This window comes from Pseudoalteromonas sp. Z9A4, from assembly GCF_011378845.1.
In the GTDB taxonomy this organism is placed as follows: Bacteria; Pseudomonadota; Gammaproteobacteria; order Enterobacterales; family Alteromonadaceae; genus Pseudoalteromonas; species Pseudoalteromonas arctica.
The window spans coordinates 303,406-329,168 of record NZ_WTLA01000002.1 but is presented as its reverse complement, the minus strand read 5'-3'; the positions used below and the strand labels follow the sequence as shown (position 1 = coordinate 329,168).

Annotated in this window: 23 protein-coding genes, 1 tRNA gene and 1 pseudogene; 7 read left to right on the top strand and 18 right to left on the bottom strand. The window is 39.0% G+C overall.

From position 1 onward, the window contains the following. Together oadA and GQR54_RS03185 are read right to left on the bottom strand one after the other, a co-directional pair. Positions 1-1,782: a sodium-extruding oxaloacetate decarboxylase subunit alpha gene (oadA, locus tag GQR54_RS03190; protein WP_166376510.1), complete on the bottom strand. Its 1,782-nt coding sequence runs from the start codon at positions 1,780-1,782 to the stop codon at positions 1-3. Positions 1,783-1,793: 11 nt separating this feature from the next. Then, positions 1,794-2,036, bottom strand: a complete 243-nt coding sequence (locus GQR54_RS03185) for an OadG family transporter subunit (protein ID WP_007583814.1) — start codon at positions 2,034-2,036, stop codon at positions 1,794-1,796. Between the two features lie 519 nt (positions 2,037-2,555). Between GQR54_RS03185 and GQR54_RS03180 the strand changes: the two genes are divergently transcribed. The 3 genes from GQR54_RS03180 (at position 2,556) to GQR54_RS03170 (ending at position 3,579) form a co-directional block, all read left to right on the top strand. After that, entirely contained in the window at positions 2,556-2,729 is a 174-nt protein-coding gene (locus GQR54_RS03180; RefSeq protein WP_002961939.1) for a DUF1328 family protein, read from the top strand. 58 nt (positions 2,730-2,787) lie between these two features. Further along, positions 2,788-2,979, top strand: coding sequence for a hypothetical protein (locus tag GQR54_RS03175; RefSeq protein WP_007378921.1), 192 nt, complete (start codon positions 2,788-2,790; stop codon positions 2,977-2,979). A gap of 132 nt (positions 2,980-3,111) precedes the next feature. Next, positions 3,112-3,579 carry a YcxB family protein gene (locus GQR54_RS03170; protein ID WP_166376509.1) on the top strand — a complete coding sequence of 156 codons (468 nt, stop codon included), beginning with the start codon at positions 3,112-3,114 and terminating at the stop codon, positions 3,577-3,579. 50 nt (positions 3,580-3,629) lie between these two features. On the opposite strand, the gene csrA is transcribed toward GQR54_RS03170, so the two are convergent. From csrA to ribA, 6 genes are all read right to left on the bottom strand, one after another. Next, the gene (gene csrA / locus GQR54_RS03165; RefSeq protein WP_004587515.1) at positions 3,630-3,821 is read right to left on the bottom strand and encodes a carbon storage regulator CsrA; all 192 of its coding nucleotides are present in this window, start codon (positions 3,819-3,821) and stop codon (positions 3,630-3,632) included. Positions 3,822-3,912: 91 nt separating this feature from the next. Further along, positions 3,913-5,130: an aspartate kinase gene (locus GQR54_RS03160; protein ID WP_101217461.1), complete on the bottom strand. Its 1,218-nt coding sequence runs from the start codon at positions 5,128-5,130 to the stop codon at positions 3,913-3,915. Between the two features lie 6 nt (positions 5,131-5,136). Beyond that, the gene (alaS, locus tag GQR54_RS03155) at positions 5,137-7,737 is read right to left on the bottom strand and encodes an alanine--tRNA ligase (protein WP_166376508.1); all 2,601 of its coding nucleotides are present in this window, start codon (positions 7,735-7,737) and stop codon (positions 5,137-5,139) included. 19 nt (positions 7,738-7,756) lie between these two features. After that, positions 7,757-8,209 (bottom strand): regulatory protein RecX, encoded by a 453-nt coding sequence (locus GQR54_RS03150; protein ID WP_121954069.1) that lies wholly within the window; start codon positions 8,207-8,209, stop codon positions 7,757-7,759. After that, positions 8,209-8,997: a BPSS1780 family membrane protein gene (locus tag GQR54_RS03145; protein WP_007378958.1), complete on the bottom strand. Its 789-nt coding sequence runs from the start codon at positions 8,995-8,997 to the stop codon at positions 8,209-8,211. Before GQR54_RS03145 ends, GQR54_RS03150 begins: the two co-directional genes overlap by 1 nt. Before the next feature lie 81 nt (positions 8,998-9,078). Continuing rightward, positions 9,079-9,702 (bottom strand): GTP cyclohydrolase II, encoded by a 624-nt coding sequence (gene ribA / locus GQR54_RS03140; protein WP_007583803.1) that lies wholly within the window; start codon positions 9,700-9,702, stop codon positions 9,079-9,081. Positions 9,703-9,952: 250 nt separating this feature from the next. On the opposite strand from ribA, the gene GQR54_RS03135 reads away from it, so the two are divergent. Together GQR54_RS03135 and GQR54_RS19700 are read left to right on the top strand one after the other, a co-directional pair. Beyond that, the gene (locus GQR54_RS03135; RefSeq protein ID WP_166376507.1) at positions 9,953-11,065 is read left to right on the top strand and encodes an energy transducer TonB; all 1,113 of its coding nucleotides are present in this window, start codon (positions 9,953-9,955) and stop codon (positions 11,063-11,065) included. Positions 11,066-11,156: 91 nt separating this feature from the next. After that, a pseudogene (locus tag GQR54_RS19700) lies at positions 11,157-11,276 on the top strand (energy transducer TonB); the annotation flags it as partial. A gap of 67 nt (positions 11,277-11,343) precedes the next feature. Here the strand turns inward: GQR54_RS19700 and GQR54_RS03125 are convergent. The 3 genes from GQR54_RS03125 to GQR54_RS03115 all read right to left on the bottom strand — a co-directional run bounded on the left by GQR54_RS03125 (position 11,344) and on the right by GQR54_RS03115 (position 12,955). Next, entirely contained in the window at positions 11,344-11,853 is a 510-nt protein-coding gene (locus GQR54_RS03125; RefSeq protein ID WP_166376506.1) for a hypothetical protein, read from the bottom strand. Between the two features lie 100 nt (positions 11,854-11,953). Continuing rightward, a complete protein-coding gene (locus tag GQR54_RS03120; protein WP_166376505.1) occupies positions 11,954-12,403 on the bottom strand; it encodes a low molecular weight protein-tyrosine-phosphatase in 450 nt (149 codons plus the stop codon). Positions 12,404-12,448: 45 nt separating this feature from the next. Further along, positions 12,449-12,955: a DUF3087 domain-containing protein gene (locus tag GQR54_RS03115; RefSeq protein WP_007583795.1), complete on the bottom strand. Its 507-nt coding sequence runs from the start codon at positions 12,953-12,955 to the stop codon at positions 12,449-12,451. A gap of 238 nt (positions 12,956-13,193) precedes the next feature. On the opposite strand from GQR54_RS03115, the gene GQR54_RS03110 reads away from it, so the two are divergent. Continuing rightward, entirely contained in the window at positions 13,194-13,352 is a 159-nt protein-coding gene (locus GQR54_RS03110) for a hypothetical protein (RefSeq protein WP_165742055.1), read from the top strand. A gap of 141 nt (positions 13,353-13,493) precedes the next feature. Here the strand turns inward: GQR54_RS03110 and GQR54_RS03105 are convergent, their stop codons facing one another. From GQR54_RS03105 to GQR54_RS03080, 6 genes are all read right to left on the bottom strand, one after another. Beyond that, on the bottom strand, positions 13,494-14,354 hold the full coding sequence (locus tag GQR54_RS03105; RefSeq protein ID WP_166376504.1) for a RelA/SpoT protein: 861 nt from the start codon (positions 14,352-14,354) through the stop codon (positions 13,494-13,496). Next, entirely contained in the window at positions 14,354-16,510 is a 2,157-nt protein-coding gene (locus GQR54_RS03100; protein WP_166376503.1) for a right-handed parallel beta-helix repeat-containing protein, read from the bottom strand. The genes GQR54_RS03105 and GQR54_RS03100 overlap by 1 nt, the downstream gene beginning before the upstream one ends. Positions 16,511-16,744: 234 nt before the next feature. Then, positions 16,745-18,487, bottom strand: coding sequence for a potassium/proton antiporter (locus GQR54_RS03095; RefSeq protein WP_166376502.1), 1,743 nt, complete (start codon positions 18,485-18,487; stop codon positions 16,745-16,747). Positions 18,488-18,902: 415 nt separating this feature from the next. Beyond that, positions 18,903-20,279, bottom strand: coding sequence for a Na+/H+ antiporter NhaC family protein (locus tag GQR54_RS03090; protein ID WP_166376501.1), 1,377 nt, complete (start codon positions 20,277-20,279; stop codon positions 18,903-18,905). A gap of 190 nt (positions 20,280-20,469) precedes the next feature. Further along, the gene (gene pbp4b / locus GQR54_RS03085) at positions 20,470-22,128 is read right to left on the bottom strand and encodes a penicillin binding protein PBP4B (RefSeq protein WP_166376500.1); all 1,659 of its coding nucleotides are present in this window, start codon (positions 22,126-22,128) and stop codon (positions 20,470-20,472) included. A gap of 9 nt (positions 22,129-22,137) precedes the next feature. Continuing rightward, positions 22,138-23,313, bottom strand: coding sequence for a DUF1343 domain-containing protein (locus tag GQR54_RS03080; RefSeq protein ID WP_166376499.1), 1,176 nt, complete (start codon positions 23,311-23,313; stop codon positions 22,138-22,140). Positions 23,314-24,016: 703 nt separating this feature from the next. Here GQR54_RS03080 and GQR54_RS03075 point away from each other — a divergent pair. After that, positions 24,017-25,000, top strand: coding sequence for an IS110 family transposase (locus GQR54_RS03075; RefSeq protein WP_166376498.1), 984 nt, complete (start codon positions 24,017-24,019; stop codon positions 24,998-25,000). Positions 25,001-25,609: 609 nt separating this feature from the next. Here GQR54_RS03075 and GQR54_RS03070 read toward each other — a convergent pair. Further along, a tRNA-Arg gene (locus GQR54_RS03070) sits at positions 25,610-25,686 on the bottom strand. Positions 25,687-25,763 lie beyond the last annotated feature (77 nt).

Here is a 25,763-nt window from a genome sequence, read left to right as displayed (position 1 = left end):
CTAAGCTAATGCAATCATAGCGTCGCCGGTAGTTACGGCATCGCCTTCACCAACCAACACTTCGGCAATAGTTCCGGTATGCATTGCGCGTATTTCGGTTTCCATTTTCATGGCTTCCATAATAATCACTACATCACCTTCGTTAACAACTTGCCCAGCTTTTACCTTAATCTTAAAAATATTACCGGCTAAAGGGGCATTAAGTGTTTCACCTGATGCAACTGAAGCAGACTGAGGAATGTGCTCAGAGTCTTTTAATGTTACTTCTTTTAGCTCACCACCTTGCGCCACTACTACGTCGTAAACTTTACCATCTACTTTTACGCTGTATTGCTCAGCTTTAACGCTGTTATTATTTGATCCCGATTTTGGTGCTGCCTTATTGCTCTTATCTTCAACGGTAGGAATAGGCTCAAATGCATCAGGGTTATTACGATTTTTAATAAATTTCAAACCAACCTGCGGAAATAATGCATAAGTTAGTACGTCATCAATTTGCTCATCAGCCAGTGTTAAACCTTGCTCTTGCGCTTCTTTTAGTAATTCAGCTTCAAGCGTTGCAAGCTCTGGTGCAATGTTATCTGCAGGGCGACAAGTAATAACCTCTGCTCCATCAAGCACACGCTCTTGTAGCTCTTTATTCATTGGTGCTGGTGTTAAGCCATATTCACCTTTTAATACGCCAGCAGTTTCTTTAGTAATTGTTTTATAACGCTCACCGGTTAGCACGTTAAGTACTGCTTGAGTACCTACAATTTGCGACGTGGGTGTTACTAAAGGTAAAAAACCAAGATCTTCACGTACCCGTGGGATCTCAAGCAAAACTTCATTAAGCTTATCTGCCGCGCCTTGCTCTTTAAGTTGGTTTTCCATGTTTGTAAGCATGCCACCAGGTACTTGAGCGAGTAAAATACGACCATCAACCCCTTTTAAGCTACCTTCAAATGCCGCATATTTTTTACGTACATCTCTAAAGTAAGCAGCAATTTCTTCTAGATGGTTTAAATCAAGGTCAGTACCGCGCTCAGTCCCTTCAACTATCGATACAATAGTTTCAGTTGCTGTGTGCCCGTAAGTCATACTCATAGATGAAATAGCGGTATCAAGCATATCAATGCCTGCATCAATCGCTTTTTGATAAGTCGCAGTACTTAAACCTGTTGTAGCGTGGCACTGCATAGCAATAGGAACCGATACGGTTTCTTTAAGAGCTTTAATTAGTTTTTCAGCGTCGTACGGCTTTAATAAACCCGCCATGTCTTTAATACAAATTGAGTGACAGCCTAAATCTTCTAATTGCTTAGCAAGAGTCAGCCACATATCAAGCGTATGAACAGGACTTACCGTGTACGAAATAGTACCTTGAGCATGCGCGCCTACCTTTATAGCCGCTTTAATCGCTGTTTCTAGGTTACGTACATCGTTCATTGCATCGAAAATACGAAATACGTCAACGCCATTTTTATGTGCGCGTTCTACAAACTTTTCAACTACATCATCAGCGTAATGGCGGTAGCCTAATAGGTTTTGACCGCGTAATAGCATTTGCTGTTTAGTATTAGGCATCGCTTTTTTAAGCGCACGAATACGCTCCCAAGGATCTTCGCCTAAATAACGAATACACGAATCAAATGTAGCACCGCCCCACGATTCAATAGACCAATAACCTGCATCATCTAGCTTGCTAGCAATAGGTAGCATATCGTCTAAGCGCATACGTGTTGCGAGCAATGATTGGTGCGCATCGCGTAATACCAATTCTGTTAATTTTAATTTAGCCATGTGTGTGCCCCTTATTTATTATTTGATTTGTACTGAGCAATGGCAGCACTAATAGCAGCGATGTGCTCATTAGGCACACCTTGAGATTTAAAAGACGGTGATTTAGCTGGTGATGCCTCTGGTTCGCTATAGCGCGTCACCAAATTAGACATAAGCGTTACTGCACCAATTAATATCGACAGAAATACAAACACTCCAACCATGCCAGTCAGCATTAAGCTACCAGCCGTTGTGAGTAGAGCACCTATATCCATTTTTCTCCCCCTTGAAACCCATATCGAAAATAAAAAATCGATTTAATTAAATATTTATTCACTGGATAATAACAAAACTAGTCGCATTGTCTACATCTTGTAAATTGGTAAAACCAATTAAACTATAAACAACATAACACTCAACAAATTTACATGCCATAACTCAGCAATCATGCGCCCTACAATACATACAGAAAATAACGACTATAGCTAATAGTTATATGGAAGTTGTTAATTAACTATTCGACTTAATAAAAATAACCGCCAAATTTTATAATAAGTACAAAAACACACATCAATTGTTAATTGGTCTTACCAAAAAAATTATTTTTAGTGAATATTTACCAGTAACTTGTAACAGTGTGAATAACTTACATAACAAAGCGTAAAAATTACTAACTAACTAATAACTAAAAACACAGTTAAAAACCATAACTACCTGATATAAAACAAAAATAAACTTTGGCATATAACTGGCATTAGTTGTTATGAGCAAATTTGATAACCAAGGAGAAAACAATGTTACGCTGGACAATTACATTTTTAGTTATTGCTTTAATCGCTGCAGTGTTAGGTTTTGGTGGCATCGCAGGTGCCGCAGCTGGTATAGCAAAAATTATATTTTTTATATTTTTAGTACTTTTAGTGATCTCATTAGTTTCAGGTGCACTACGTGGTAAATCACCCAGGTAGATAAAGCATTCAACTAACAAACACTAAAATTTAATTAATACTTACAAGGAATTACATTATGAATTCAACAACTGTAAAAGCAGCACTAATCGGTCTATTCGCAAGTTTCTTCATCATGGGTTGTGAAGACAATCACGCAGAAGACGCAGGCGAACGTATTGACGAAGCAGTAACTGACGTGCAAAACAAAGTAGAAGATGCATGTGAAAATGTTAAAGAAGGCGTGAACGCTGAAGAAACTAACTGTTAATTCTTCTTGTATCGCTAAAAAACGGCCTTAGGGCCGTTTTTTTGTGTCTGTAATAAAATCACTGACTATAAAGCTGCTCATTTAGCGGTTAGCTTGTTAAAATAAAAAAAACGATATTTAAAGCAAGGCAATATGGCATTTACAACAACCTACACACTAGATAAACCTTACTTTTACGAGTGCTTTGATGAGTCACTCCCGTACAGTAAGCGCGCCAAACCTAAGTACTTTTTACTTGTACTCCTCGTTGCGCTTGGTTTATTTGGCATTTATGTTTTAAACGATCATTACTTAGGATCATTTATGATCATGCTAGGTGTACTAGAGTGCGTCGCTTTTTACTATCGCAGACCTTGGTGGGTAACCAGACAAATGCTCAGCAGAGCGTCAGGCTCTGAGGTAACACTTACCTTTGATGAAGAAGGCATTAAATCGGCTAATCATTACAAAAACTTTCAGCTAACTTGGCAAGACATAAGCGAAGTAATAGATACTCAGCAAGGTATTATTATTAAAAATAAAAGCGGAATGCAGTACATTTCAAAACAAATACTAACCCCAGAAACACTCGCTTTTATAAACAAAAAAGCCACTCAGTGAGTGGCTTTTAGTCTAGTTGAGCTAATTACTCAACTACGTATACGTGTTGATTAAGCATTGCCCGGATTAGGGTTCGACTTTTCAGCTTGTATGCGCATGTAAATCTCTTCACGATGCACTGATACGTCTTTTGGTGCATTAACACCGATTCGAACTTGATTTCCTTTAACACCTAGAACAGTAACTGTTACTTCGTCACCAATCATTAGGGTTTCACCTACTCTACGAGTTAGTATTAGCATTCTCTTGCTCCCATGTTCCAATAAAAATTATAAGATTCCGCTTAAACATACTAATGAAAATTAGACTGAAAAGTAAGTAAAAACTCTCAATCTATCCATTTTCTGTTAAAAATGCTTTGTGTAATGCACGAACTGCCAACTCTAGGTACTTTTCATCTATTAAAACTGAAATTTTAATCTCAGAAGTCGAGACTAAAACTACATTAATATTTTCCTGCGCTAATGCATCAAAAAATAAACTTGCTACACCAGAATGCGATTTCATACCCATTCCAACAGCAGAAACTTTAGCTACTGTTGGTAATCCGCTTATATTTTGAGCACTGAGTTGAGCTTGATCTTCGCTCAATAATTCAAGTGCTTGCAGATAATCATTCGAGTGCACAGTAAAAGCATAGTCTATTTTTTCAAAGATATGATTAACTTGATTAATCATATCTATTTCGATGCCATTATCAGCAAAAAGTTTCAATATTTTTGAAAGATATTGCGTACCGCTTGGCACACCATCTACTTTAATTAAACATTCGTCACGATTAAACGCAATCCCCGATACCACCTTGCTTGGCATATCGTTCTCCTCAAAACTTATTAATGTGCCTTCATCAGGATTAAAACTAGAAAGCACCCTAAGTGGCACATTGTGTCTACCTGCAGCTTCTACCGAGCGAATATGCAAAACTTTTGCGCCTAAACTTGCCAGCTCTAGCATTTCGGCAAAAGTAACTTGGCTCATTCTGCGCGCGTTAGGTTCAACACGAGGATCTGTAGTATATACGCCATCAACGTCTGTATAGATCTGGCATTCGTCGGCTTTTATAGCCGCTGCTATTTCTACAGCCGATGTATCGGTGCCGCCGCGTCCAAGCGTTGTAATATTGCCCTCAACGTCACGCCCCTGAAAGCCAGCAATAATAGCAATGCGGTTATGCTCAAGCTCATGCTTTAAACGTGTAGCGGCAACGTCTTCAATACGGGCTTTACCAAACATATTGTCGGTTAGAATATTGACTTGATCGGCTAATAAGCTTACAGCTGAATGACCACGTTTGATAATAGCCATAGCAAGCAGTGATACAGAAACCTGCTCTCCGGTGCTAATAAGTACATCTAGTTCACGGCTACTCGGGCGAGTATCAATTTGTTTGGCGAGGTTAATTAAGCGGTTGGTTTCTCCCGACATAGCAGAGAGAACCACAACCACTTGATGTCCTTGTTGTCTGGTTTTAACAACAAGGTCGGCGACCGCTTCAATTCGCTCTATTGAGCCGACCGAAGTGCCACCGAATTTTTGAACAATAAGCGCCACTTAGGCTTAAGTACGCTCAGTTAACCAAGCTGTAACGCTATCTAGTGCAGCAGCAAGATTTTGTGGCTCACTACCACCAGCTTGTGCCATATCTGGACGACCGCCACCTTTACCACCTACTTGACCTGCCATATGGTTAACTAACTCACCGGCTTTTACTTTACCTGTTAAGTCTTTAGTTACACCGGCAATTAGGCTTACTTTGTCGCCACTGGCAACACCCAGCGCAATAACACCTGAGCCAATCTTGTTTTTAAGGTCATCAACCATACCGCGAAGCGCTTTAGATTCAGTCCCTTCAACGTTAGCTACAAGTAACTTAACGCCATTAATTTCTACAACTGAGTCAAGTAAAGACGCGCCCGCTGCACTTGCTAGCTTATCGCTAAGCTGTGCAATTTGCTTTTCAAGGCCTTTAGATTTTTCAAGCAACGCAGTTACTTTTTCAAGTACCGATGCGCTATCGCCTTTAACTAAAGCTGCAACATCGCTAAGTTGTTGCTCTTGCTCGCTAACGTACGCTACAGCCTCTGCACCAGTTACGGCTTCAATACGGCGAACACCTGCGGCAATACCGCTTTCAGATACTATTTTGAATAAGCCAATATCGCCAGCGCGCTCAACGTGCGTACCACCACAAAGCTCAATAGAATAGTCACCAATAGTTACTACACGTACTTCGTCATCGTACTTTTCGCCAAACAACGCCATAGCACCTTTCGCTTTAGCATCATCAATAGCCATAAGCTCAGTATTAAGTGCAAAGTTACGACGAATTTCGTCATTAACTACACGCTCAATTTCACGTAGCTCATCTTTAGTTACGGCTTCAAAATGCGAAAAATCAAAACGTAAACGATCTGGCTGAACAAGTGAGCCTTTTTGACCTACATGCTCGCCTAATAGTTGGCGTAGTGCTTCGTGTAAAATATGCGTAGCGGTATGGTTTTTCTTGATGCTGTCGCGGCGCGTATCATCAATAGTTGCATCCACTTTATCGTTAACACCAATACGGCCTTGTACTGTACCGTGGTGAGCAAAAGCATTACCAAGCTTAGTGGTATTAGTAACGTTAAATTCGCCACCAGCAACTGTAATAGTACCGGTGTCACCCGTTTGGCCGCCAGATTCTGCGTAAAACGGTGTGCGGTCTAGTACTACAATACCTTTTTGACCATCTTCTAATAACTGTACAGCTTCGCCGCCAGCAAAAATTTCAATAACGGTCGCGCTGTAATGCGTGCTGTCGTAACCTTTAAAGTCAGTGTGTTTATCTGATTTTAATTGGTCGTTATAATCTGCACCAAACTTACCCGCTTGTTGCGCTGTTTTACGTTGTACAGCCATGCACTCTTCAAAGCCTTGATGATCAATCGTCATCTGGCGCTCACGCGCAACATCAGCTGTTAAATCAGCAGGGAAACCATACGTATCGTAAAGCTTAAATACTAAGTCGCCCGGTATAATATCGCCTTTAAGGTCGCTTAAGCTTTCTTCTAAAATAGCTAAGCCACGCTCAAGTGTTTTACCAAACTGTTCTTCTTCAATGCGTAATACTTTTTCGATAATTTCTTGTTGCTTAGCAAGCTCAGGATACGCTTGACCCATTTGCTCAATTAGCGCAGCAACTAATTTATAGAAAAACGAACCTTGTGCACCTAACTTATTACCGTGGCGTACAGCACGACGAATAATACGGCGTAGTACATAACCACGGCCTTCGTTAGATGGCATAACACCGTCTGAGATTAAAAACGCACACGAGCGAATATGATCGGCCACTACACGTAGTGACTTGTCGTCCATGTCTTGTGCATTAGTAACACTTGCAGCAGCAGCAATTAAGCCTTGAAATAAATCGATTTCGTAGTTTGAATGCACGCCCTGCAAAATAGCAGAAATACGCTCAAGGCCCATTCCCGTATCAACAGATTGCTTAGGTAGAGGCAACATTGTACCGTCGCTTTGACGGTTGTATTGCATAAATACAAGGTTCCAAATTTCGATGAAACGGTCGCCGTCTTCCTCAGGAGAGCCCGGAGGCCCGCCCCAAATATGCTCGCCGTGATCATAAAATATTTCAGAACACGGACCACACGGGCCAGTATCGCCCATAGACCAAAAGTTGTCTGAGGTCGCAATACGAATAATGCGGTCTTCAGGTAAGCCAATTTCGTTAGCCCAGTAACCAAACGCTTCTTCATCATCATGATAAATAGTTACTAAAAGTTTTTCTTTAGGTAGGCTTACTACCTCAGTTAAAAACTCCCATGCAAACTTAATCGCGTCTTGCTTAAAGTAATCACCAAAGCTGAAGTTACCTAACATTTCAAAAAATGTATGGTGGCGAGCAGTGTAGCCTACGTTTTCTAAATCGTTATGCTTACCGCCAGCACGTACACAGCGCTGCGAGCTTGTCGCACGTGTATAAGGGCGGCTTTCTGCGCCTAAAAATACATCTTTAAATTGCACCATGCCGGCATTGTTAAATAACAACGTGGCATCGTTACCCGGTATAAGCGAGCTAGAAGGTACTATTTGATGTTGCTTGCTGGCAAAAAAGTCTAAAAACTGTTGCCTAATTTGTGCGGTAGTCATGTGCTGCATTTGAAAGTCTCACCTGTATTTACTGTGCTTGCATTGCAAAATTAATTTCATCGTAGCTAAAACCCCGATACATTAAGTAGCGCACGCGCTTAGCTTTATCTTTGTAATCGAGATCTGGCGGTGTATTTGAATATTTTTTATTGTACGCATCCTGCGCAAGCTCAAACCAATCTACTTCAAGCTCTTCAACTACCAATTCAAGTAGCGAACGATCAATCCCTTTGCCCATAGCTTCGCTTTGTATTCGCTTAAGCCCGTGGCATTTAAATATGTGTTTTCTTACAAAGCCTTCACAGTATCGCTGCTCGTTAATAAAATTATGCTTTTCGCACCAATCAAGCAGCGTTTCAATAAACTCTTCTGTAGCTTCTTTTTGCTGTAATTTGAGCGTTAACTCACGACGCGAATATTCTTGGCGCCCTAGTAACCAAAGTACATAGTTTTTTAGTTTTTGCTTTAATTTATCATCCATTAAGCGTCAAAACGCCCGCTTGTTTCACTGCTAAGTGGCTTAACATTAATGTCGTCACTTGGTGGTACAACAGGCATAAAAATGGCTTGATAAGATACAAAAAAGCTAATGTAGCAAATCGGCATTAAAATCAACAGTGGTAAGAACGATAAGAACATCGAAAGCGCCATAAATAATGCGCAAATAAGGCCAAAAACGCCAAGTGGCAAAATGTTATGATAAAACACCATTAACGATTTTTTAAGCGCCGTTAAAATACGTGTTTCTTTACTAAAATAAACAAGCGGTACAGCGTAAGCAAACGCCGTTAAATAAATTAGCATTGCCATAAAAAACAAAATGACATTCGCGCCCGAAATACTCTCAAGCATTTGTTCAAGTGCTACGTTTGGATCTAGTCCTGGTTGGCTCATAACAGCTACTGCATCGGCAAATAAGCCATTAGCAAGTAACGCCATTAAAATGCCCGCACCCATCTGATAAAGTGCTAAACGCAATAACCCTAAACGATTTCCCTTAGCCGTAAATGGCTTGAGAATATCGGCTAGCATAATTTTTCCGCCCTGCTGCTTACTAAGCACCGCTTGGTAAAACCCTGCGGTTAAAAATGGCGTAGCTAGTGCTGCTACTACTTGCAGCAGCGGTAAAAATAAAGACAGCAGCCCTACAATACCAATAAATAAATGCATAAAAATAAAGGTTGCTGGCTGGGTTTTAAAAATAAGCCATCCGGCTTTTAACCACTTTAGCCCTGCATCGGCTTTAAAAATTCGTAATTGTGTAGACATACTTGCTCTTAATTTAAAACGAAACACGCCAAGTATAACTTGGCGTGAGGGGGTATTAATAGACGAAACGTAATTAAATGATTAAGGTTTTTTAATTTTCTTAATATCTAACATATGCGCGCCATGTTTAATTTTTGTTTCTAGGTACGATTTATTACCCGCAACACCCGCTTTAATGTGCGCATGCGTGCCCACAACCGAGTCAACATTAATACCGGCATCTTTTAATGCGTTAAGCTTTTTAGGATTATTGGTCATTAATTTAACGTGGCTTAAATTAAGCGCATTAAGCATTAACACAGCATCCGAAAAATCACGTAAATCATCAGCAAAGCCTAAATGATTATTAGCTTCGTAGGTGTTCATACCTTGCGATTGCAGTACGTAAGCATCAATTTTGTTGTATAAACCAATGCCACGACCTTCTTGGCGTAAATACAATAAAATACCGCCTTGCTCGTGCATCATTTCAATACATTCATTTAGCTGCTCGCCGCAATCACAACGCGATGAGTAAAATACATCACCTGTTAAACACTCAGAATGCATTCGAATAAGCGGTACATCTTGCTCTGTATCAGCGTTGTTAAACACCATAGCAATATGTTCTTTACCATCTTTTAAATCAGTAAATGAGATTATTTCTGCAGGGATATCACTATTTCTGCCAACATTAAGCTGGACTCTTGCTCTTACTTGCGCCACGACAAATCCAAATATTTAAATAACTACGACACGACAATAAAGTGATAATATCACAAAATAGGATAAATACACCGTAGTACAAGACTGTTTATGGCAATTATATGGCGACGACAGGCGTTATTTTCAATGATTGTTAAGCAATTAATAACCCGAATATTACAACTTCGCTTGTTTACTTTAATTTACTAAAATAATGACAGGCCTTGATAGTTTTGGTAATTTTATGGGCTAATAAATAATAGGGATTATTATGAAGCACCAACAGCTCGCCATATCAATAGGATTAAGCTTATTAGCCTTTGCTAACTACACTTTCGCAAACCAAGTAAATAGCATTCAAGTTGTATCTGCAAACGCCGAAGAAACTGACTCAGCATTCGTTGCAGCCAAACAACAAGCTGAAAAAGAAGCACAACTTGCTTATCAAAAAGGGCTCGCTCTATATGGAGAAAATAGCAATGAAACGGCGAATCTTGCTATTAACTACGCTAAAGCCATCAACAGTTATGTTGCAAAGAACCTTGTGGCTATAGGGTATGGTAATGAAGAGAAACGGTTTGATTTGTATTCACAGGCCCACCGTATTTTAGTTAAAAACTATGGCGAAAACTCAATAGAGACTATGGATACGCTACTAGCCAAAGCCACTCATACTAATAAATCAGATACCGCAGTCAAATACTTTAAGCAACTCATTAAAATCGCTGAATTACAAAATGACCCTGGCCTTGTCGCTAATATGCAATTTGAAGCTGCAGAAACATTACTTTATGGGTTTAGCCATAGCGAATATTCTTTAGCGAAAAAATACGCTCAAGATGCAGATAAATATTACCAAGCCCAGCTACCTGATAATGCAGTAGAGCGTATAAAGTCTGACCTTTTAATGGTTTCATTTGAGAGTGGCCGTAAAGATTACGACAAAGCAACTAAAAGGCTAAACCGTATAGTTGGCTTATTTGATAAATATAAAAATTTAGATCAAAGCTTTGAGCTTAATGCGCATGTTGGCTTAGTTCAGCTATATGAAAAACAAGATGAAAGCGATAAAGCGACTAAACACGCCTTAGCCTTTGCTAAAAATACGCACTGGAAAAATACCTCAGAGCAAAATCCACTCTACATAACCGAGCCTATATACCCTCGCGGTGAAACTAAAAGTCATGTAATAGTTATATTAGAGATTACTGTTGATACCCATGGCTTTGTGAAAAATCCTAAGGTTATTAGTTCTGAAGGTTCTAAAGCGTTTGAAAAATCAGCGATAGCCGCTGTTAAACAATGGCGTTACGCTCCAAAGTTTAAAAATGGAAAACCTGTAAATGCAACAACTCAAGCTGAACTGTATTTTGAACGCCTTTAAGTAGTTTTACCATTCAGTCAAAAATTATATTAATAAGAAACTGTTGTAATTACGTCAACCTAATTTTAATTTAAAAGTTAATAGGGATTATTATGAAAAGTTAGCCCAAGCGGCTGTTGAGCAATGGCGTTACTCACCAAAGTTCGAAAATGGCAAACCCGTTAGCGCTACTTCTCAGGTACAACTCGACTTTAAAATTAACCGCCACTAAAAGCGGCTCATTAAAAAAGGCGCTTTATGCGCCTTTTTTAAAACTAACTAATACAAAACACACGTAGTTAAAATTCGTAACTTACGCTAATACCGCCATCGGCTCTTTTTTCATTGCTATCGCTTGCTTTACCGTAGCCCACATCTAGCTCTAATCTAAAACCAGCGCGGTTCAATCCATTAAAGTTGTAGCTGTACGTAAGCCCTATGCCGTTTGTTGTTTCTTCATCAAAAATACCGCCAATTACACAACCTAGCGAATTAGCAAAGTCAGTTGCTACATCATTTGTTGAACTTTCACACTCTTGGTCTGTATCTCTTGCGCCAATTGCACCTACAAGCGCGCCAAAAGCATGTTTTTTATTATCACTTACCGCTTGTTCAAAACCTGCTGAAAAACCATCATCAAGGCCTATTTTGTAGTTTGCATACCAGCGCTGTGTATCATCGTTAGCCGATAAAGACACTTCAGGAATAATCAAATAAGGATAGCCACCCCCAATCGAAAAACTAAAATCGTTAGCAAAAGTAGAACAAGAAGCGATAGATAAAGTGAGTAGTAATATTTTTATTTTCATAAAGTTCCCTTTGAGTAAGCATAAAATGTACTTACTTTAGGAACGCCATGCAATACGACAAAAAGCTCGTTAAATTTAGCCTTAGTAATAAAAATAGGAATTAAATTTTAGCGAGTATTTTATCACTAGCCGCTTCAATTAAATCGAGCACATTTTCAAAACCATCATCGCCGCCGTAATAAGGATCGGGAATAGCGCTTTGGGCTTGCTCGCCGTATTCTAAAAACAGCGCCAGCTTATAGCGTAAATGCTCAGGGCACTGGGCTTTTAAATCAGCTAAATTTTGTGTATCGGCCGCTAAAATTAAATCAAACTCAGTAAAGTCGCTACTGCGTACTTTGCGCGAATAAATACCTTTAAAACTATAACCACGTTTCTCCCCTGCTGCCATTGAGCGGCTATCAGGCGTTTTACCTTCGTGGTAACCAATAGTCCCTGCCGAATCAACTTTAACGTTAACGCCTAGCTTTTTAGCACGGGCTTTTAATACCGCCTCAGCGGTTGGCGAGCGGCAAATATTACCTAAACACACTATGAGTATTTTTTTCATTAAGGCTCCTCTAACTAATTTAAAAACCTATGTTTTAAAACTGTTTTAAAACTGTTTTAAAATACTTGCGTCGTAATCTTCAACGTTAAGCGTTACGTTATGTTGCGCTGCAACAGATTCAAGCTCAGCTTGTTTAATGGCTAAATCGTCCATAGTAATTAGATTATCGTCTAGCTGCCACAATAACCGAGAGCCCGCATAACTATAATGGATCGCTAATAACGCATCGGCATTCCCTTCACGGCCAGCGGCTTTTAACTTAGCCATTTTACGGGTTATTTTATTAAGTGCTTTTTTAAGCTCCCACACATAAACAACTTCTGTCATAAACGTATGTGTACGATATTTATGAAGTAACCACGCAAGCCCAACGCTAGTAATAGCAACGCCTATTAAATTCCAATGAAAGTGGCTACCACTTTCATCAGGAAATAAAGCAATCAGCGTTTGCGATATAGCTAAGCTGCCTACAGCCAAACCAATACCACATCCTGCAATAACACGGTTTAAATGCTTACGGTAACGTGCTTTATTTATTTCAATGAGTTGCATAACAGCCTAAAAAGTTAAGTTTTAATATTTGCGAATGGCTATTGTAACTAAACCCCACATTTTTTATAAAATTATTTCACCCCTTTTTGATTTGCCACCCGTTATAGCTTTGAAAACACCCTAATTGTAGTGATCAATAAAATTTGGAGCGGCTTATGCACACACTTGAAGTACCTAACAACCCAGTATTTATTAAAACATCAACTGCGCAGCTGCTGGCTGTAATCTTGAGGTGCTAGTGCAAATTAAGCATTCGCTGTTGAGTGATTTAAAGGGTAAACATGCGGTTGAAAGCGATATAAACACGGGTGATATGTTAGCTATGGCGCATAACGGTAAAGGGCAGATTATTGCGCTTAAACATGCGCGAGCTGGGATTAGGCAGTGTGGGGCTTAGATGGTTGGTGGTTAGCTCGCCATTTAATTTACCACTAACCTCCGGGGCTATATTTGAAAATGGATCAACAATTGATATTACTCTATATCGAAATCTAATTGAGATTTGAGTTTTTAATTCTTAAAAAATTAAAATATTTAGTCATGAGTACTCATCAACTAATACCTGTGGAGTAATCGCACCTATACTTTGATCTTTGACTATAAAAATATTAGAAAAATATATAATGTTGTTTACATTGATGGGGTAATCGAATTTTTTCTCATTAAATAATGAGATAATTTTGACTCTATCAATCCTGTAGAATTTTTTCGCCAAATTAACATTATCGTTAAAAATATTAATAATATCGTCCTTCAGACTTGTTTTAGCTAAACGCAGTCTGAACTTTTGCCTTATCATTGCTTCCCAACTTTTCCTTTTATAATGTCCATAAGCTATCTCTTCTAATATTTTTATCATATTCCATTCGTTCGTTTCCAATGAAGCATAAACACCATTTAACATTCTTGACTCAGTCGGAAATTGTGTCCAATCATCTTGATATTTGAACCTGAGATCATGTTCAACTTCATGCCAACCTTCAGACAAAACAGTACGAATTTGTAGTTCAAAAGTTTTATCAACTTTCTTCTGTATATCGGGAGATAACTCATAATCTTTTTCTTCAGGTACGTCGTAAATTAAATTGTATCTTACTGGTTTAAATGTTGTCGCGTTCATATTATCGATACTTTGATCTTTTTCTCGTTCATGAAATACACGACTAATTGCTTCATGAACAATTTTAATATCATCCGTAAAGTATAAAACGATACGAATACCTATAAGATCTTGAAGATATTTAGTAACTCCGTAATTGATATCTCTTGCTAGCTTCGATTTCAAAGAAACACCATCTTTAACTCGACCAAAAATACGATACATAATCCCCATTTGGTTCAATGTTTCAACTAACTCTGATTGTATTTCTTGAGATATTATTTCTACAGGGTACTTCATTAAACTCTTCCAATAAGTTGTTTTATTTCGGCCATTTTCGAACTATTTATCGCGATATATGAACCTTCTGTTGCATCAATGAGTAACTCTTCTTTTTTTAGACGCTTTATTTCTTTTGTAATATCACGTTTGGTACAACCGTCTACTTGTATTTTATAAATACTAGCTAGTGGTATGTGTATTCGTTCACAACTGCCAGAGCCAACAGGAAAGTATCTCCTGAAAATCTGTAATGTAAGTTCACTTGCTAAGTTAAGTTCTTCAGTAACCTGATGTTCTTCTAATTCATAAATAAAGTTATTGTTAGCTAAACAATTCAATAACTCTATTGAATTTTCCTCAAAATTTTCAGCTATAATAGAGCAATCATAAAATTTACAATTAATAAATGTCGCATTTTTTATATTCTCAATGTAAAAGTCTATATTCGAAAAACAACAGTTGCTAAATGAAATACCATCTACAGCTCTATTTTCAAAGAATGTAGTGTTGTTAACATCTAATGAATTTATAGATGTACCGCAATAATCTTCATTTTCAATTGTACCTAGCATCTTTATTTCATAAGACATTCGATCAGAATCAGATAAGAATATTTTCATATATTCTAATCTATCCCATAAAGCTTTTCGCTCACCTAACGTCCTAGCGCTATATGATGATATTGCCGGTTCGACAAACCTCTCATCACTAGCAATCCATTCTCCTTCAAATTTTAGAATTGCTTCTGCGATGTAATTACCAAATACAAATTCGTTTATGAACTCAATTCTACCTTCACCTTGATTACTACGATCAAAAAACGCATGGGTGGCTAAAGTTGTAGCTAGTTCATCTATTGTCGGTCTATCTTTTATAGGATAAAGTTTTCGAGTCGACTCGAGCATTTGAAAACATTTACTTTTAAATAACTCAACTATTTTATCTTTCCCATCAGACGTGTAATCTTTTTCACACATATGTTCAGCAATAGTAGCCAATACTTTTGTCTGATCTTCAGGGGGCATAGGGAGATTCTGTCTTTCCATTTCTCGCTCTAACATAGCCGTGAAGTAGTGTGAAACAACTCTTTCTGGTGTATTGAGGAGACTGTGAAACTGTTCTAACTTTAAAGCTCGTAAATAAGCAAGCAACACCGGATTCGATAGTTTATCTAGCTCTAAACCTGCCGCGCTTAAAGAAAAACGCCTTTCATCATTAAGCCAATCTTCTATTCTAGGTTGATGAATACGAAATCTTTTGAAAATAAATTTATCTGAATACCTTTCAAGCCACTCGTTAAAGACACTTCCATCAAATATCGCAGCCCTTCTTGAAGTAATAATAATTTTTGCATTTTTGACAAGAAGTTCACCTATAGTCTCAAGCATAGGCTCAGCATTTTCGTAATCATCTTCATGCTTTTCTTTAGAGTCCTCCCCTAATAGTTCATCAAATCCATCAAGAACCATAACGATTCGTCCATTTTGCAATTCATCTATAACTACGTTTGACTTGACTTGACTAAATGCTCGATCAACTTCTTTAACAAATACATGTCCAAATACTCTTGCTTGCCTGTCCCGAGAAAACTCAGTAAAAAACGGGATTGGATTGTCTTCACGCTTAGCTAACTGATCAATTAGCTCATACGATGTGCATGTTTTACCAAAACCAGCTGGGGCCTCAATTAAAATTAATTGTGCCCCTTTCTCGCTCATACTATTGGCTATATTTTCTACTATTGGTGTATCAACGTCCTGTACCACACGAGAATTTTCACTCAGAGAATATGGAGCATTAATATATTTATACTCAAGCTGACCAGATTCTGGAAAGCTTTTTAATATCGACTCTGTATATGTACTGTACTCATCTTGAATACGTATTTTCCAATGTTCAACATCAAAAAAACCTTCAAAAAGACCTTCTTCTATTTGCCCTATTGTGTCGTATTTATTTCGCTTTATTGATACCCCAAGGGTTTTTAAGTCTTCTATTTTCCTTGTTATATCTATTTCATCAGCTGGATTGCTAGCTAATTGAACAACTTCTGCATTATGAAAAAAACCTGATTTGAACGTAAAGGTTAAATAAGAAGAGTTTGAAGAATTTTTTTTATATTCGAACCCGTATTTTCGAAATTTTTCTATAACCTGAGAGCAATCAATATCCATAAGTATTCCAAAACGAGCTAAGCAACTGAAGTTTAAGATATTATGTTTGTAATTATAAAACAACTAAAATAGGTAATATCAATATAAAAATAGCTATGCGCCTACAAAAACACTACATATGCTCAGCTTTAGGTGTGCTCATTACATTGGAGAACCGTTGGGTTTCGTGCCACTCAACCCAACCTACGTACGCTATAAACGTGCCGTCTTCACTTAATAAATCATTGCTAATGATTACTGCTTTAAAAGTCGCTTTTCTGGATTGTTTAAATACTTTAAGCCAATAGTAACTATGCGTGTATGTACCATTGTTATAACGCGTATTTGCACATTACCAATAACAACAATATCGCCTTTACTGACTTCTCCTGCGAGCTTTTGGTTAATCACTTCTTCCAAGCTTATCTCTTCTGGGGCGTCTATGTGCATGTGGTAAGAGTAAAATATATCGCCTACCAATGTTACCCCTTTAACTTTAAGTTCGTTGTGGGCTAAGTGGCTATCTTGATGGTTTGTTTTATCGGTTGCTGTAAAAACTAAATCAACAAAGGGTCTGTTATCTGGTTTTAAAACAACAAATAAATGATCGTTTGGTTTTAACTTAGTTGAGCCTCGTGGCGGGATGATTGACGGACCTCGTGTGATCATAGCAACAACCACACTCTCAGGAAGTGCAGCATGTGACAAGCTGCGCCCAGAAACCCGAGAAACGTCACTTAAAGTGTATTCTACAATTTCTATATCAATATCGTTTAGTGCTGTGATTTCGAGCGTTGCAGCAGCCAAATCAGGTGGCGGCTCTACTAAATTTAGTTTTTTAGCCATCCACGGCATTGTTGAACCCTGTAACGTGGCTGAAATTAACACCACGAAAAAAACCACATTAAAAATAAGTTCAGCCCCTGAAAGGCCAAATAGTAATGGGAATATAGCTAAAATAATGGGTACTGAGCCTCTAAGGCCAACCCAAGATACAAACAGGGTTTCGCGATTATTAAAGCCAAACAATTTTAAAATAGGCGCTACAGCTAATGGGCGAGCAACAAAAATGAGTGCCAGTGCAATAAGCAATCCTTCTAACCATACATCAACCAATGACGATGGGTTAATAAGGAGCCCTAATACAACAAACATGGTTATTTGCCCAAGCCATGCTAAGCCGTCATGAAACAGAAAAATACCGCGTTTATATACAAACTTGCTGTTACCTAAAATGACACCTGTTATAAATACCGCTAAAAAACCACTGCCGCCAAGCGTTGCAGAAAGGCCAAAAGAAAGCAGTCCAAATGCTGTTACCATCACTAAATACAAACCCGATGCATTTAGTTTAATTCGATTAATAAACCAAACCGATACTTTGCCAATTAAAAGACCACAAATAGCGCCAACACCCATTTGTTGAGCAAATAACTGTAGTAAACCAAGGCCTACTGGCATATCGTTAACGAGCATTTCGAGCAAACCAACCGTTAGAAAAATAGCCATTGGATCGTTCGAGGCACTTTCTATTTCAAGCGTAGATTTAAGCTTTTTATTTAAGTGAATACCCGCACTTCGTAAAAGTGCAAACACTGCGGCGGCATCTGTAGAGCCAACAATAGCGCCCAGTAAAACACCTTGTAATATGGGCAAGTCTAAAATATAAGTGGCCACAAGGCCTGTAATTATTGCGGTAAATAACACCCCAACGGTTGCTAAAGCAGACGCGGGTTTCCACACTTGTTTAATAGAACTGGTGGGCGTTTGTAAGCCACCATCAAATAGAATAATAGCAAGCGCGAGAGTACCCAAAGCATGTGCGGCCTCTGCGTTATCAAATGAAATACCTGCAATACCGTCTTCACCTGCGAGCATACCTACAAGTAAAAATAGTACTAGCACCGGTAAGCCAACGCGTGCAGATAACTTGCTCGAGATCACTCCAAGTAAAATTAAAATGGCACTAACGAGAATGATATTATCAATTGCAAACATAGTGTGGATTTACAGCCTTATATGAATTATACCAATCCGCAATAATACTTAGTCATTTTGCGGGGCTAAACGTGTCGCTACCTGCGTTAAAAAATTCTCATTTAGAACAACTAAATAGCGAATTTTTTGCCTAGCTATCAACACGTTTTTCCAGCCTCAAAATAGATTACTTAATTAAGCGAATTGGTATTAAAAAGTAAGAATTTATAGCTAACAAAAAGCTTAAAGCTCATGCTATACAATAACCTAAAAAATATAAATACGGGTACTTAAGTCTATAATTAAATAGTTTTTCTAATAACTATAGAGCCTTTTAGTTTGGTATTGCTTGGCTCTATATTAATTAGCTTTATTTATTTTGAAAACAAAAAAGCCTGCAATTAAGCAGGCTTTTAACTATTTAAACTATCGTATTTTATAAAACAATAATGCTTGTTACTAAGTACGCTAAAAACGTAAGGCCACCACCAAATAAGGCATACGGTAGCTGCGTTTTAACGTGGGTGAGTAAGTCACACCCCGATGCAATAGCCGATACAGCGCTGGTGTCGGATATAGGCGAGCAATGATCGCCAAATATACCACCACCCAAAATAGCACCAACAACAAGCGATGGCGGTAAACCTAGCGCTTGAATAAGTGGCACACCAATTGGGATTAATATAGCAAACGTGCCCCACGATGTGCCCGTAGTAAACGACATTACCGCGCCGGTTAAAAACAGCACAGGTACTATTAAGTAAATAGGTAAGTAGTCGCCAACAAGTGATGCTACAAATACGCCAGTACCTAGCTCTTTAAGGCTTGCGCCAAGTGTAAGCGAAAGCAGTACAATGGCGACCAATGGCATTAATTCGCCCATGCCTTTAAAGCCGGTATCAACTAATTGATGGTGCGTAAATTTACGTGAGCCAATCATTAAAAAGTAAGCGACAACAATGGCTAAAACCGTTGCGTATAATACTGATTTAGAACCGCTGCCTTCTGCTAATACACCATTACCAGTGTAATACATAAAGCCAACCATGCTGGTAATGAGCGTAATAAGCGGAATTAACATGTAACGCGCTTTAGAGGCTTTTATTTCGTCTTTTAAGTCGGTTGTTTGAAGCTCTAGTTTTTCTTCGGCTTCTTTCATTGGGCCGTGCACTTTATCAAACGCGATGGTGTAAAAAACAATGACAAGGGTAATTATGGCGTAAAAGTTATACCCAACGCTGCCCCACAATACCGATACAGCCGATTCACCTAGCTCGTAGTTACCTAACAAACCAAGTACAAATGCGCCCCAGCCGTTAAGCAGTATTAAAATACACACTGGCGCACTGGTGCTATCAATAATATACGCTAAACGCGCTCGGCTCATTTTAAATTTGTCGAATAAGCCACGCGATAAAATACCCGAGGTAAGTACGCTCAGGTTAGATTCTATAAATACCGCTATACCGGTAAACATGGTTAAAAAGCCCACTTGGCGCTTACTTTTTGCAATGCCTTTGTTCATTAGCATATTAACAGTTGCTGCAACGCCGCCAGATTCGCGAATGTAGGCAAGCAGTGCACCAATTAAAATACTAAATATTAATATGCGTGTATTACCTGGCGAGCTGGCAACCGAAATAATACGTTCAATGGTATTTAAAAAAGTATCAAACAAGCTATTACCTTCGCCCTGCAAGGCGAGTAAAAACTCAGAAGAAGCAACGGCAACAAGTAGCGCCATAATCACTTCTTTTCGCCAAAACACGATAGCAATCGCAATTAGCGGCGGTAAAATAGAATACCAATGCATAAAAAGTTAACCTTAATTATTAGCGAGTAGCCTCGCTTTGTACGCGTTTTAACGCTTATTTGTTAAGCCTAACAACATAAACCGGCTTAGTTTTATAGACCGCTTAGCTTAATGGATTGGCTTACTCAAGTCACCTGTAAATAAATCACTTAAGGTGGCACAGTTAGTACGTTTTAACCTATACGATAGCTTATTGATTTAGTAGTGCTTCATAAATAAGCGACACTACCGATCCGTACTGTGCGGTTTCAAATTGTTTGCCTGTAAATTCGTAACGCTTTAGCGAGCCTTTAATTGCACTATGGCGAGCATTGGTAAGTAAAACAATAGCTAAGTCGTAAGCGGGGTCAATTACGGTCACTGTCCCCGTCCAACCTGTGTGTCCATAAGCCTGCGCGCTTGCATAAGGGCCAAAATGCCAGCGCCTTGCTTGGTTGTTACCAGCAAGCCTAAAGCCAAGCCCGTAGGTTTCGTCGCTTGATTGCGGCGTTAAAAATTGCGCTAAGGCGCTTGCACTAAATAATTGTTGGTCGCCGTAGCCACCATTATTTAATAATAGCTGGCAAAGCACGGCTAAGTCATGAGCGTTACTAAATAGCCCCGCATGCCCTGCTACGCCATCAAGCGAGTAGTAAGCGCGCTCGTCATGCACTTGGCCTTGTAAAACAGTGGTGCGAATATTATCAAACTTAATACGCCCGTCTCGTGTGTTGCCGCTAAGCTCGGTGGCTGCAAATTGCTGCGGCTTAAAGCCTTTTTTAAGTGGATTAAATAACGTGTTAGTTAATTTTAGTGGCGCATACACGTGCTGCTCTAGGTATTGGTCAAGGGGCTGCCCAGTGATACGCTCAATTAGTACGCCTAAAATCATGTAATCAATATCTGAGTAAATAGGCTGAGCAGATGATTTACTGCTAAAAGGCACGCTGGTAAGTAATAGCTGTTTGGTGGTTTTACTGTTTTGCGAATAAAACGCGTCGCCATTGCTGCCATCTTTACGATGAAAGTCAAATACTGGCGGGTATCCGGCGCTGTGTGTAAGTAAATCTTTTACTGTGCGTTGTGAGCGCCCTTCGCCTTTATATTCGCTTAGGTAGCTTTGTACGGGTTTATTAATATTTAATAGCCCTTCGCTTACTAATTTCATAAGGGCAAAGTTGGTGGCAAATATTTTGGTGTTTGAGGCTAAATCAAACAAGGTATTAGTTTGCATTGGCTCCGGGCGTAACAGCATTAAGTCACTTTGCTGATATTGCTTTGCATCGCCATAAGCAGTTAACTTTATTAGCTCGCCATTTTTAACAACAGCCAACACAGCCCCAGGAAAACCCGCTTTTACATCGCGATTTATTAACGCATCCACTTCGCTAAAATCTACGCTTTTTATTGGGTCGTCGCTTAAAGTAGGAAATGCAAAACGCAGCGTTAAACTTGCGCCAACAGGGAGAATATTTTCAACTTTAAAAGTATTAACGCCGTTGTGAGTATTTTTTGCCAAGCTGTAATTATATAAGGTGTTAGTGCTTAGTTGGTTAACGTCGAGCTTTTGATTATTAATGTAAATATCGGCGCTTTGTGCGTTATGGTTTTGTATTAATAACTGCCCGCGCCCTTTGTAAGCTTTAAACGTTCCTCGGTTATTTACATAAAACCGGCTACTTGGATTTACCTCAGGAAACGTAACAACCACTTGTGCGTTAGGCAGCTCTACAAGTTGGCTCTTTGTAAGTGTTGGCAGCGAGCTAATTGGTTCAAGTGGTGTAGTGCAACCTACAATAAGAAAGCTTAACGCCACTATAAATGCTGTTTTTATATAACTACACTTTTGATTTTTTAAAGCATTAAACATGGGCAGCCCTTATTTATATAGCAAGTAAGGCGATCTTTGCGCTTTAAATTGCACAAGCCCCGCCTGCCAACTTTGCTTTATTTGCGCCTCTGATTGCCCTGCTTCAATAGCTAAACGTAGTTTATTAGTACCCGCTAGTTTATCCATAAAGTCAGCGCGTTCAAAAAACGAGATGTTATTTTTACTAAGCTCCGTGTACGCATTTATTAAGTAAGTTAAATTTAAACCTGTAATATTTGCTTGTCTTAAATCGAGCCCTTGTACGGTTTGGTTTTTAAATTTAGGATTTAAAGCAGCGCCTTTAATTGCGCGCGGCGTAAAATTAAAATCACCTAATGCAATTGGCGAGTAACCTATTACTTGAAACGCAAAGTCGGTGCCTCTACCAATACTGATAGGCGTTGCCTCAAAAAAACAAAGTGATGGGTAAAGCGCAATGGCCTGATCGTTAGGTAAATTAGGGCTGGGTTTTACAGGTAAGCTATACGTACTTTTGCGAGTGTAATGATCAACAGGGATCACAGTTAATTTTAAATCGACCGCTTTATTGATCCAGCCCTCACCTTTGATCATTTTAGCAAGCTCGCCAACGGTCATACCATGCAATACAGGAATGGGGTGCATGCCTACAAACGATTTAAATTCTGGCTCTAATATTGGTCCATCAACGTAGGCAATATTTGGATTGGGTTTGTCGAGTACTAAAAATTCGATCCCCTGCTCTGCAGCGGCTTCCATCATGTAGTGCATAGAGCTTATGTAGGTATAAAAACGTACGCCTACATCTTGAATATCAAAAATAATGACATCAACATCGGCTAAAGCAGCTTGGCTAGGTTTTTTATTTTTACCGTAAATAGAAATAAGCGGAATACCGGTTTTGCTATCAACGGCATTTTTTACATGTGCGCCAGCATCGTGATCGCCGCGAAAGCCATGCTCAGGTGCAAAAATTTTAGTTATGTTTATGCTTTTAGTCAGCAGAGCATCTACTAAGTGAGTTTGCCCTACCATTGATGTTTGATTAACTACCAGCCCTACACGTTTATTTTTTAACTCTGGTAAATATTTAGCATATTGCTGCGCACCTACAACAAGTGAGTTATTAGCTTCGTCGGCTTGTGCACTCGAAATAAAAATAGCACCAAGAAATAAAAATAGAGTAATAAATGCGGTTTTAAACATACTGCAATATCCTTTTAAACAAGGTGTTTAAAATAACATAGGTAATAATAAAGAGCAGCTTTAGAAAGGGGTTAAGTGGGCTTGAGCAGATACAGTGATTAGAAGCTGACGCTTCTCACGCGAGCAAGCTCAGCGTCTACAACGGATAAATAAACTCGGAGTTTAGATTTAAATATTAGAGCTAGTTTTACTTGAAAATACCACCTCTCATTTTAAGCTTAAAGACCGTATTTAATCTTCTTAGAGCTAAACGCTTCTAGTTATTTAATTTCTTGGTCAATGAACCACTTAAAGCTCTATTACACAAAGAGAAGCGAAAGAGAAGTAAATGAGAAGACATAAGCCCGGGTTTATTAGTTTAGCTTAGCTTTATTACTACCTCTAAAAGCGCAGCGCCTCTTAACCTCTTTGTGAATAAATTACTTATTTCTGGCGTTGCCAACAAATAAAATCTTATAAATTATATTTTGAGGGGGAATAGAAGCTGTCGCTTCCCACGCGAGCAAGCTCTGCGTCTTGTATCTCTCGTTGATAAATGATTAGCTATCATTTATCACATCGAAGTCAGTGAGCTTGCCTGTGCGTCTAGTATTTAATACTGCTCCGTAGATAAAGCCCTGACTTTCTATTCTCACAAACTGAATGGTATCCAAGCACACTTTTATTTAAGTAGATGCTGTATGTACAAGGGGAGTAAGTAGAGATGATGTTTATCGGCATTGATATTAGTAAAGAGAAAATTGATTTATCGTGGTTGAGAGACCAACTTACAAATAAAATTAAAACAAAAGTCTTTAAAAACAAGCGCCAAGACTTTGTAACAATAGAAAAGTGGCTTTTAAATACAACTAAAAGCGCTGCTAGTGAGCTCGTTACCACCCTCGAACCAACGGGTGTTTATCATGAAGCACTGATGTATTTTTTACACGAGCAAGGCTTTAATATTATTTTAGCGAATCCAGGTAAAGCTAAAAAGTATGCAGACGCTTTAAACATAATTCATAAAACAGACAAGTCTGACGCAACGATGCTTGCCCATTACGGCTGTGCTAAGCACGCAGCCGTTAATTATTGGCAACCTGATGCATTAGAAGTTAGAGAGCTTAAAGCCCTTATCCGTCGTTTAGATGCGCTTGAGAGTAATCGTCAACGAGAAGCGAACCGATTAGAAGCAAGTGAATTCAGCAACGTTTCTGCGCGTGTTTGCCAATCGATAAAAGTGACTATCGCGTTTTTAGACGATGAAATTAAACAGCTTAAATCTGACATTGATAACCACATAGATAATGAACCTGATTTAAAAAGAAACAGAAAGCTACTTGAGTCTATCCCTGGCATTGGGCCCGTATTATCGAGAGAGCTGACGTATTTATTTGCGGCTAAAAGATTTAATAAAGCCAAAGAAGCGGCGGCTTATTGTGGATTAATTCCACGGCATAATGAATCGGGTAAATTAAAAGGGCGAACATCAATCAGTAAACTCGGGCCAGCCAGAATTCGATGTAAACTTTATATGGCAGCCATTGTTGCAGGGCAATGGAATAAAACAATAAAGAGACACAAGTTAACGTTAATAAACAATGGTAAAACACCGATGCAAGCTGTGTGTGCAAATATGCGAAAGCTCATTCATATATGTTTTGGTGTAATAAAAAACCAAGAAGCGTTTAAGCTCCAAGAAAGTTAAATACGACCTTGAAGCTTAAAATGAGAGATGGTATCTACAACGGATGAATAAACTCAGGGTATGGATTTAAGGATTAGGGCTGGTTTTACTTGTAGGCGTACAGCTTGCTAACGCGACGAGCAAAGCTCGTAAATAAAGTATCAGTTATATCGGTCGTAAGTAATTAGAAGCTAGCGCTTCTCACGCGAGCAAGCTCAGCGTCTACAACGGATGAATAAACTCAGGGTGTGGATTTAAAGATTAGAGCTGGTTTTACTTGTAGGCGTGCAGCTTGCTGACGCGACGAGCGAAGCTCGTAAATAAAGTATCAGTTATATCGGTGGTAAGTGATTAGAAGCTGTGCTTCTCACGCGAGCAAGCTCAGCGTCTACAACGGATAAATAAACTCAGGGTTTGGATTTAAAGATTAGGGCTGGTTTTACTTGTAGGCGTGCAGCTTGCTAACGCGACGAGCGTAGCTCGTAAATAAAGTATCAGTTATATCGACGGTAACTGATTAGAAGCGGCGCTTCTCACGCGAGCAAGCTCAGCGGCTACAGGTTATCAATCTACACTTCACTTTATTTTAGGCACAAAAAAACCGACTTAATGTCGGCTTGTTTATGAAAGTGGTGGGCGCAGGAGGATTCGAACCTCCGACCGCTCGGTTCGTAGCCGAGTACTCTATCCAGCTGAGCTATGCACCCACTTTCATAGATTGCTTATTTAAACTCTAAGCAGAGCGTATAAATTCAGACATAAAAAAACCGATTTCCATCGGTTT

Excerpts from the sequence above, each read along its gene's own strand:
- oadA (WP_166376510.1), bottom strand. The coding sequence starts at position 1,782 with ATGGCTAAATTAAAATTAACAGAATTGGTATTACGCGATGCGCACCAA.
- GQR54_RS03185 (WP_007583814.1), bottom strand. The coding sequence starts at position 2,036 with ATGGATATAGGTGCTCTACTCACAACGGCTGGTAGCTTAATGCTGACT.
- GQR54_RS03180 (WP_002961939.1), top strand. The coding sequence starts at position 2,556 with ATGTTACGCTGGACAATTACATTTTTAGTTATTGCTTTAATCGCTGCA.
- GQR54_RS03175 (WP_007378921.1), top strand. The coding sequence starts at position 2,788 with ATGAATTCAACAACTGTAAAAGCAGCACTAATCGGTCTATTCGCAAGT.
- GQR54_RS03170 (WP_166376509.1), top strand. The coding sequence starts at position 3,112 with ATGGCATTTACAACAACCTACACACTAGATAAACCTTACTTTTACGAG.
- csrA (WP_004587515.1), bottom strand. The coding sequence starts at position 3,821 with ATGCTAATACTAACTCGTAGAGTAGGTGAAACCCTAATGATTGGTGAC.
- alaS (WP_166376508.1), bottom strand. The coding sequence starts at position 7,737 with ATGCAGCACATGACTACCGCACAAATTAGGCAACAGTTTTTAGACTTT.
- GQR54_RS03150 (WP_121954069.1), bottom strand. The coding sequence starts at position 8,209 with ATGGATGATAAATTAAAGCAAAAACTAAAAAACTATGTACTTTGGTTA.
- GQR54_RS03145 (WP_007378958.1), bottom strand. The coding sequence starts at position 8,997 with ATGTCTACACAATTACGAATTTTTAAAGCCGATGCAGGGCTAAAGTGG.
- GQR54_RS03135 (WP_166376507.1), top strand. The coding sequence starts at position 9,953 with ATGAAGCACCAACAGCTCGCCATATCAATAGGATTAAGCTTATTAGCC.
- GQR54_RS03125 (WP_166376506.1), bottom strand. The coding sequence starts at position 11,853 with ATGAAAATAAAAATATTACTACTCACTTTATCTATCGCTTCTTGTTCT.
- GQR54_RS03120 (WP_166376505.1), bottom strand. The coding sequence starts at position 12,403 with ATGAAAAAAATACTCATAGTGTGTTTAGGTAATATTTGCCGCTCGCCA.
- GQR54_RS03115 (WP_007583795.1), bottom strand. The coding sequence starts at position 12,955 with ATGCAACTCATTGAAATAAATAAAGCACGTTACCGTAAGCATTTAAAC.
- GQR54_RS03105 (WP_166376504.1), bottom strand. The coding sequence starts at position 14,354 with ATGAAGTACCCTGTAGAAATAATATCTCAAGAAATACAATCAGAGTTA.
- GQR54_RS03100 (WP_166376503.1), bottom strand. The coding sequence starts at position 16,510 with ATGGATATTGATTGCTCTCAGGTTATAGAAAAATTTCGAAAATACGGG.
- GQR54_RS03095 (WP_166376502.1), bottom strand. The coding sequence starts at position 18,487 with ATGTTTGCAATTGATAATATCATTCTCGTTAGTGCCATTTTAATTTTA.
- GQR54_RS03090 (WP_166376501.1), bottom strand. The coding sequence starts at position 20,279 with ATGCATTGGTATTCTATTTTACCGCCGCTAATTGCGATTGCTATCGTG.
- pbp4b (WP_166376500.1), bottom strand. The coding sequence starts at position 22,128 with ATGTTTAATGCTTTAAAAAATCAAAAGTGTAGTTATATAAAAACAGCA.
- GQR54_RS03080 (WP_166376499.1), bottom strand. The coding sequence starts at position 23,313 with ATGTTTAAAACCGCATTTATTACTCTATTTTTATTTCTTGGTGCTATT.
- GQR54_RS03075 (WP_166376498.1), top strand. The coding sequence starts at position 24,017 with ATGATGTTTATCGGCATTGATATTAGTAAAGAGAAAATTGATTTATCG.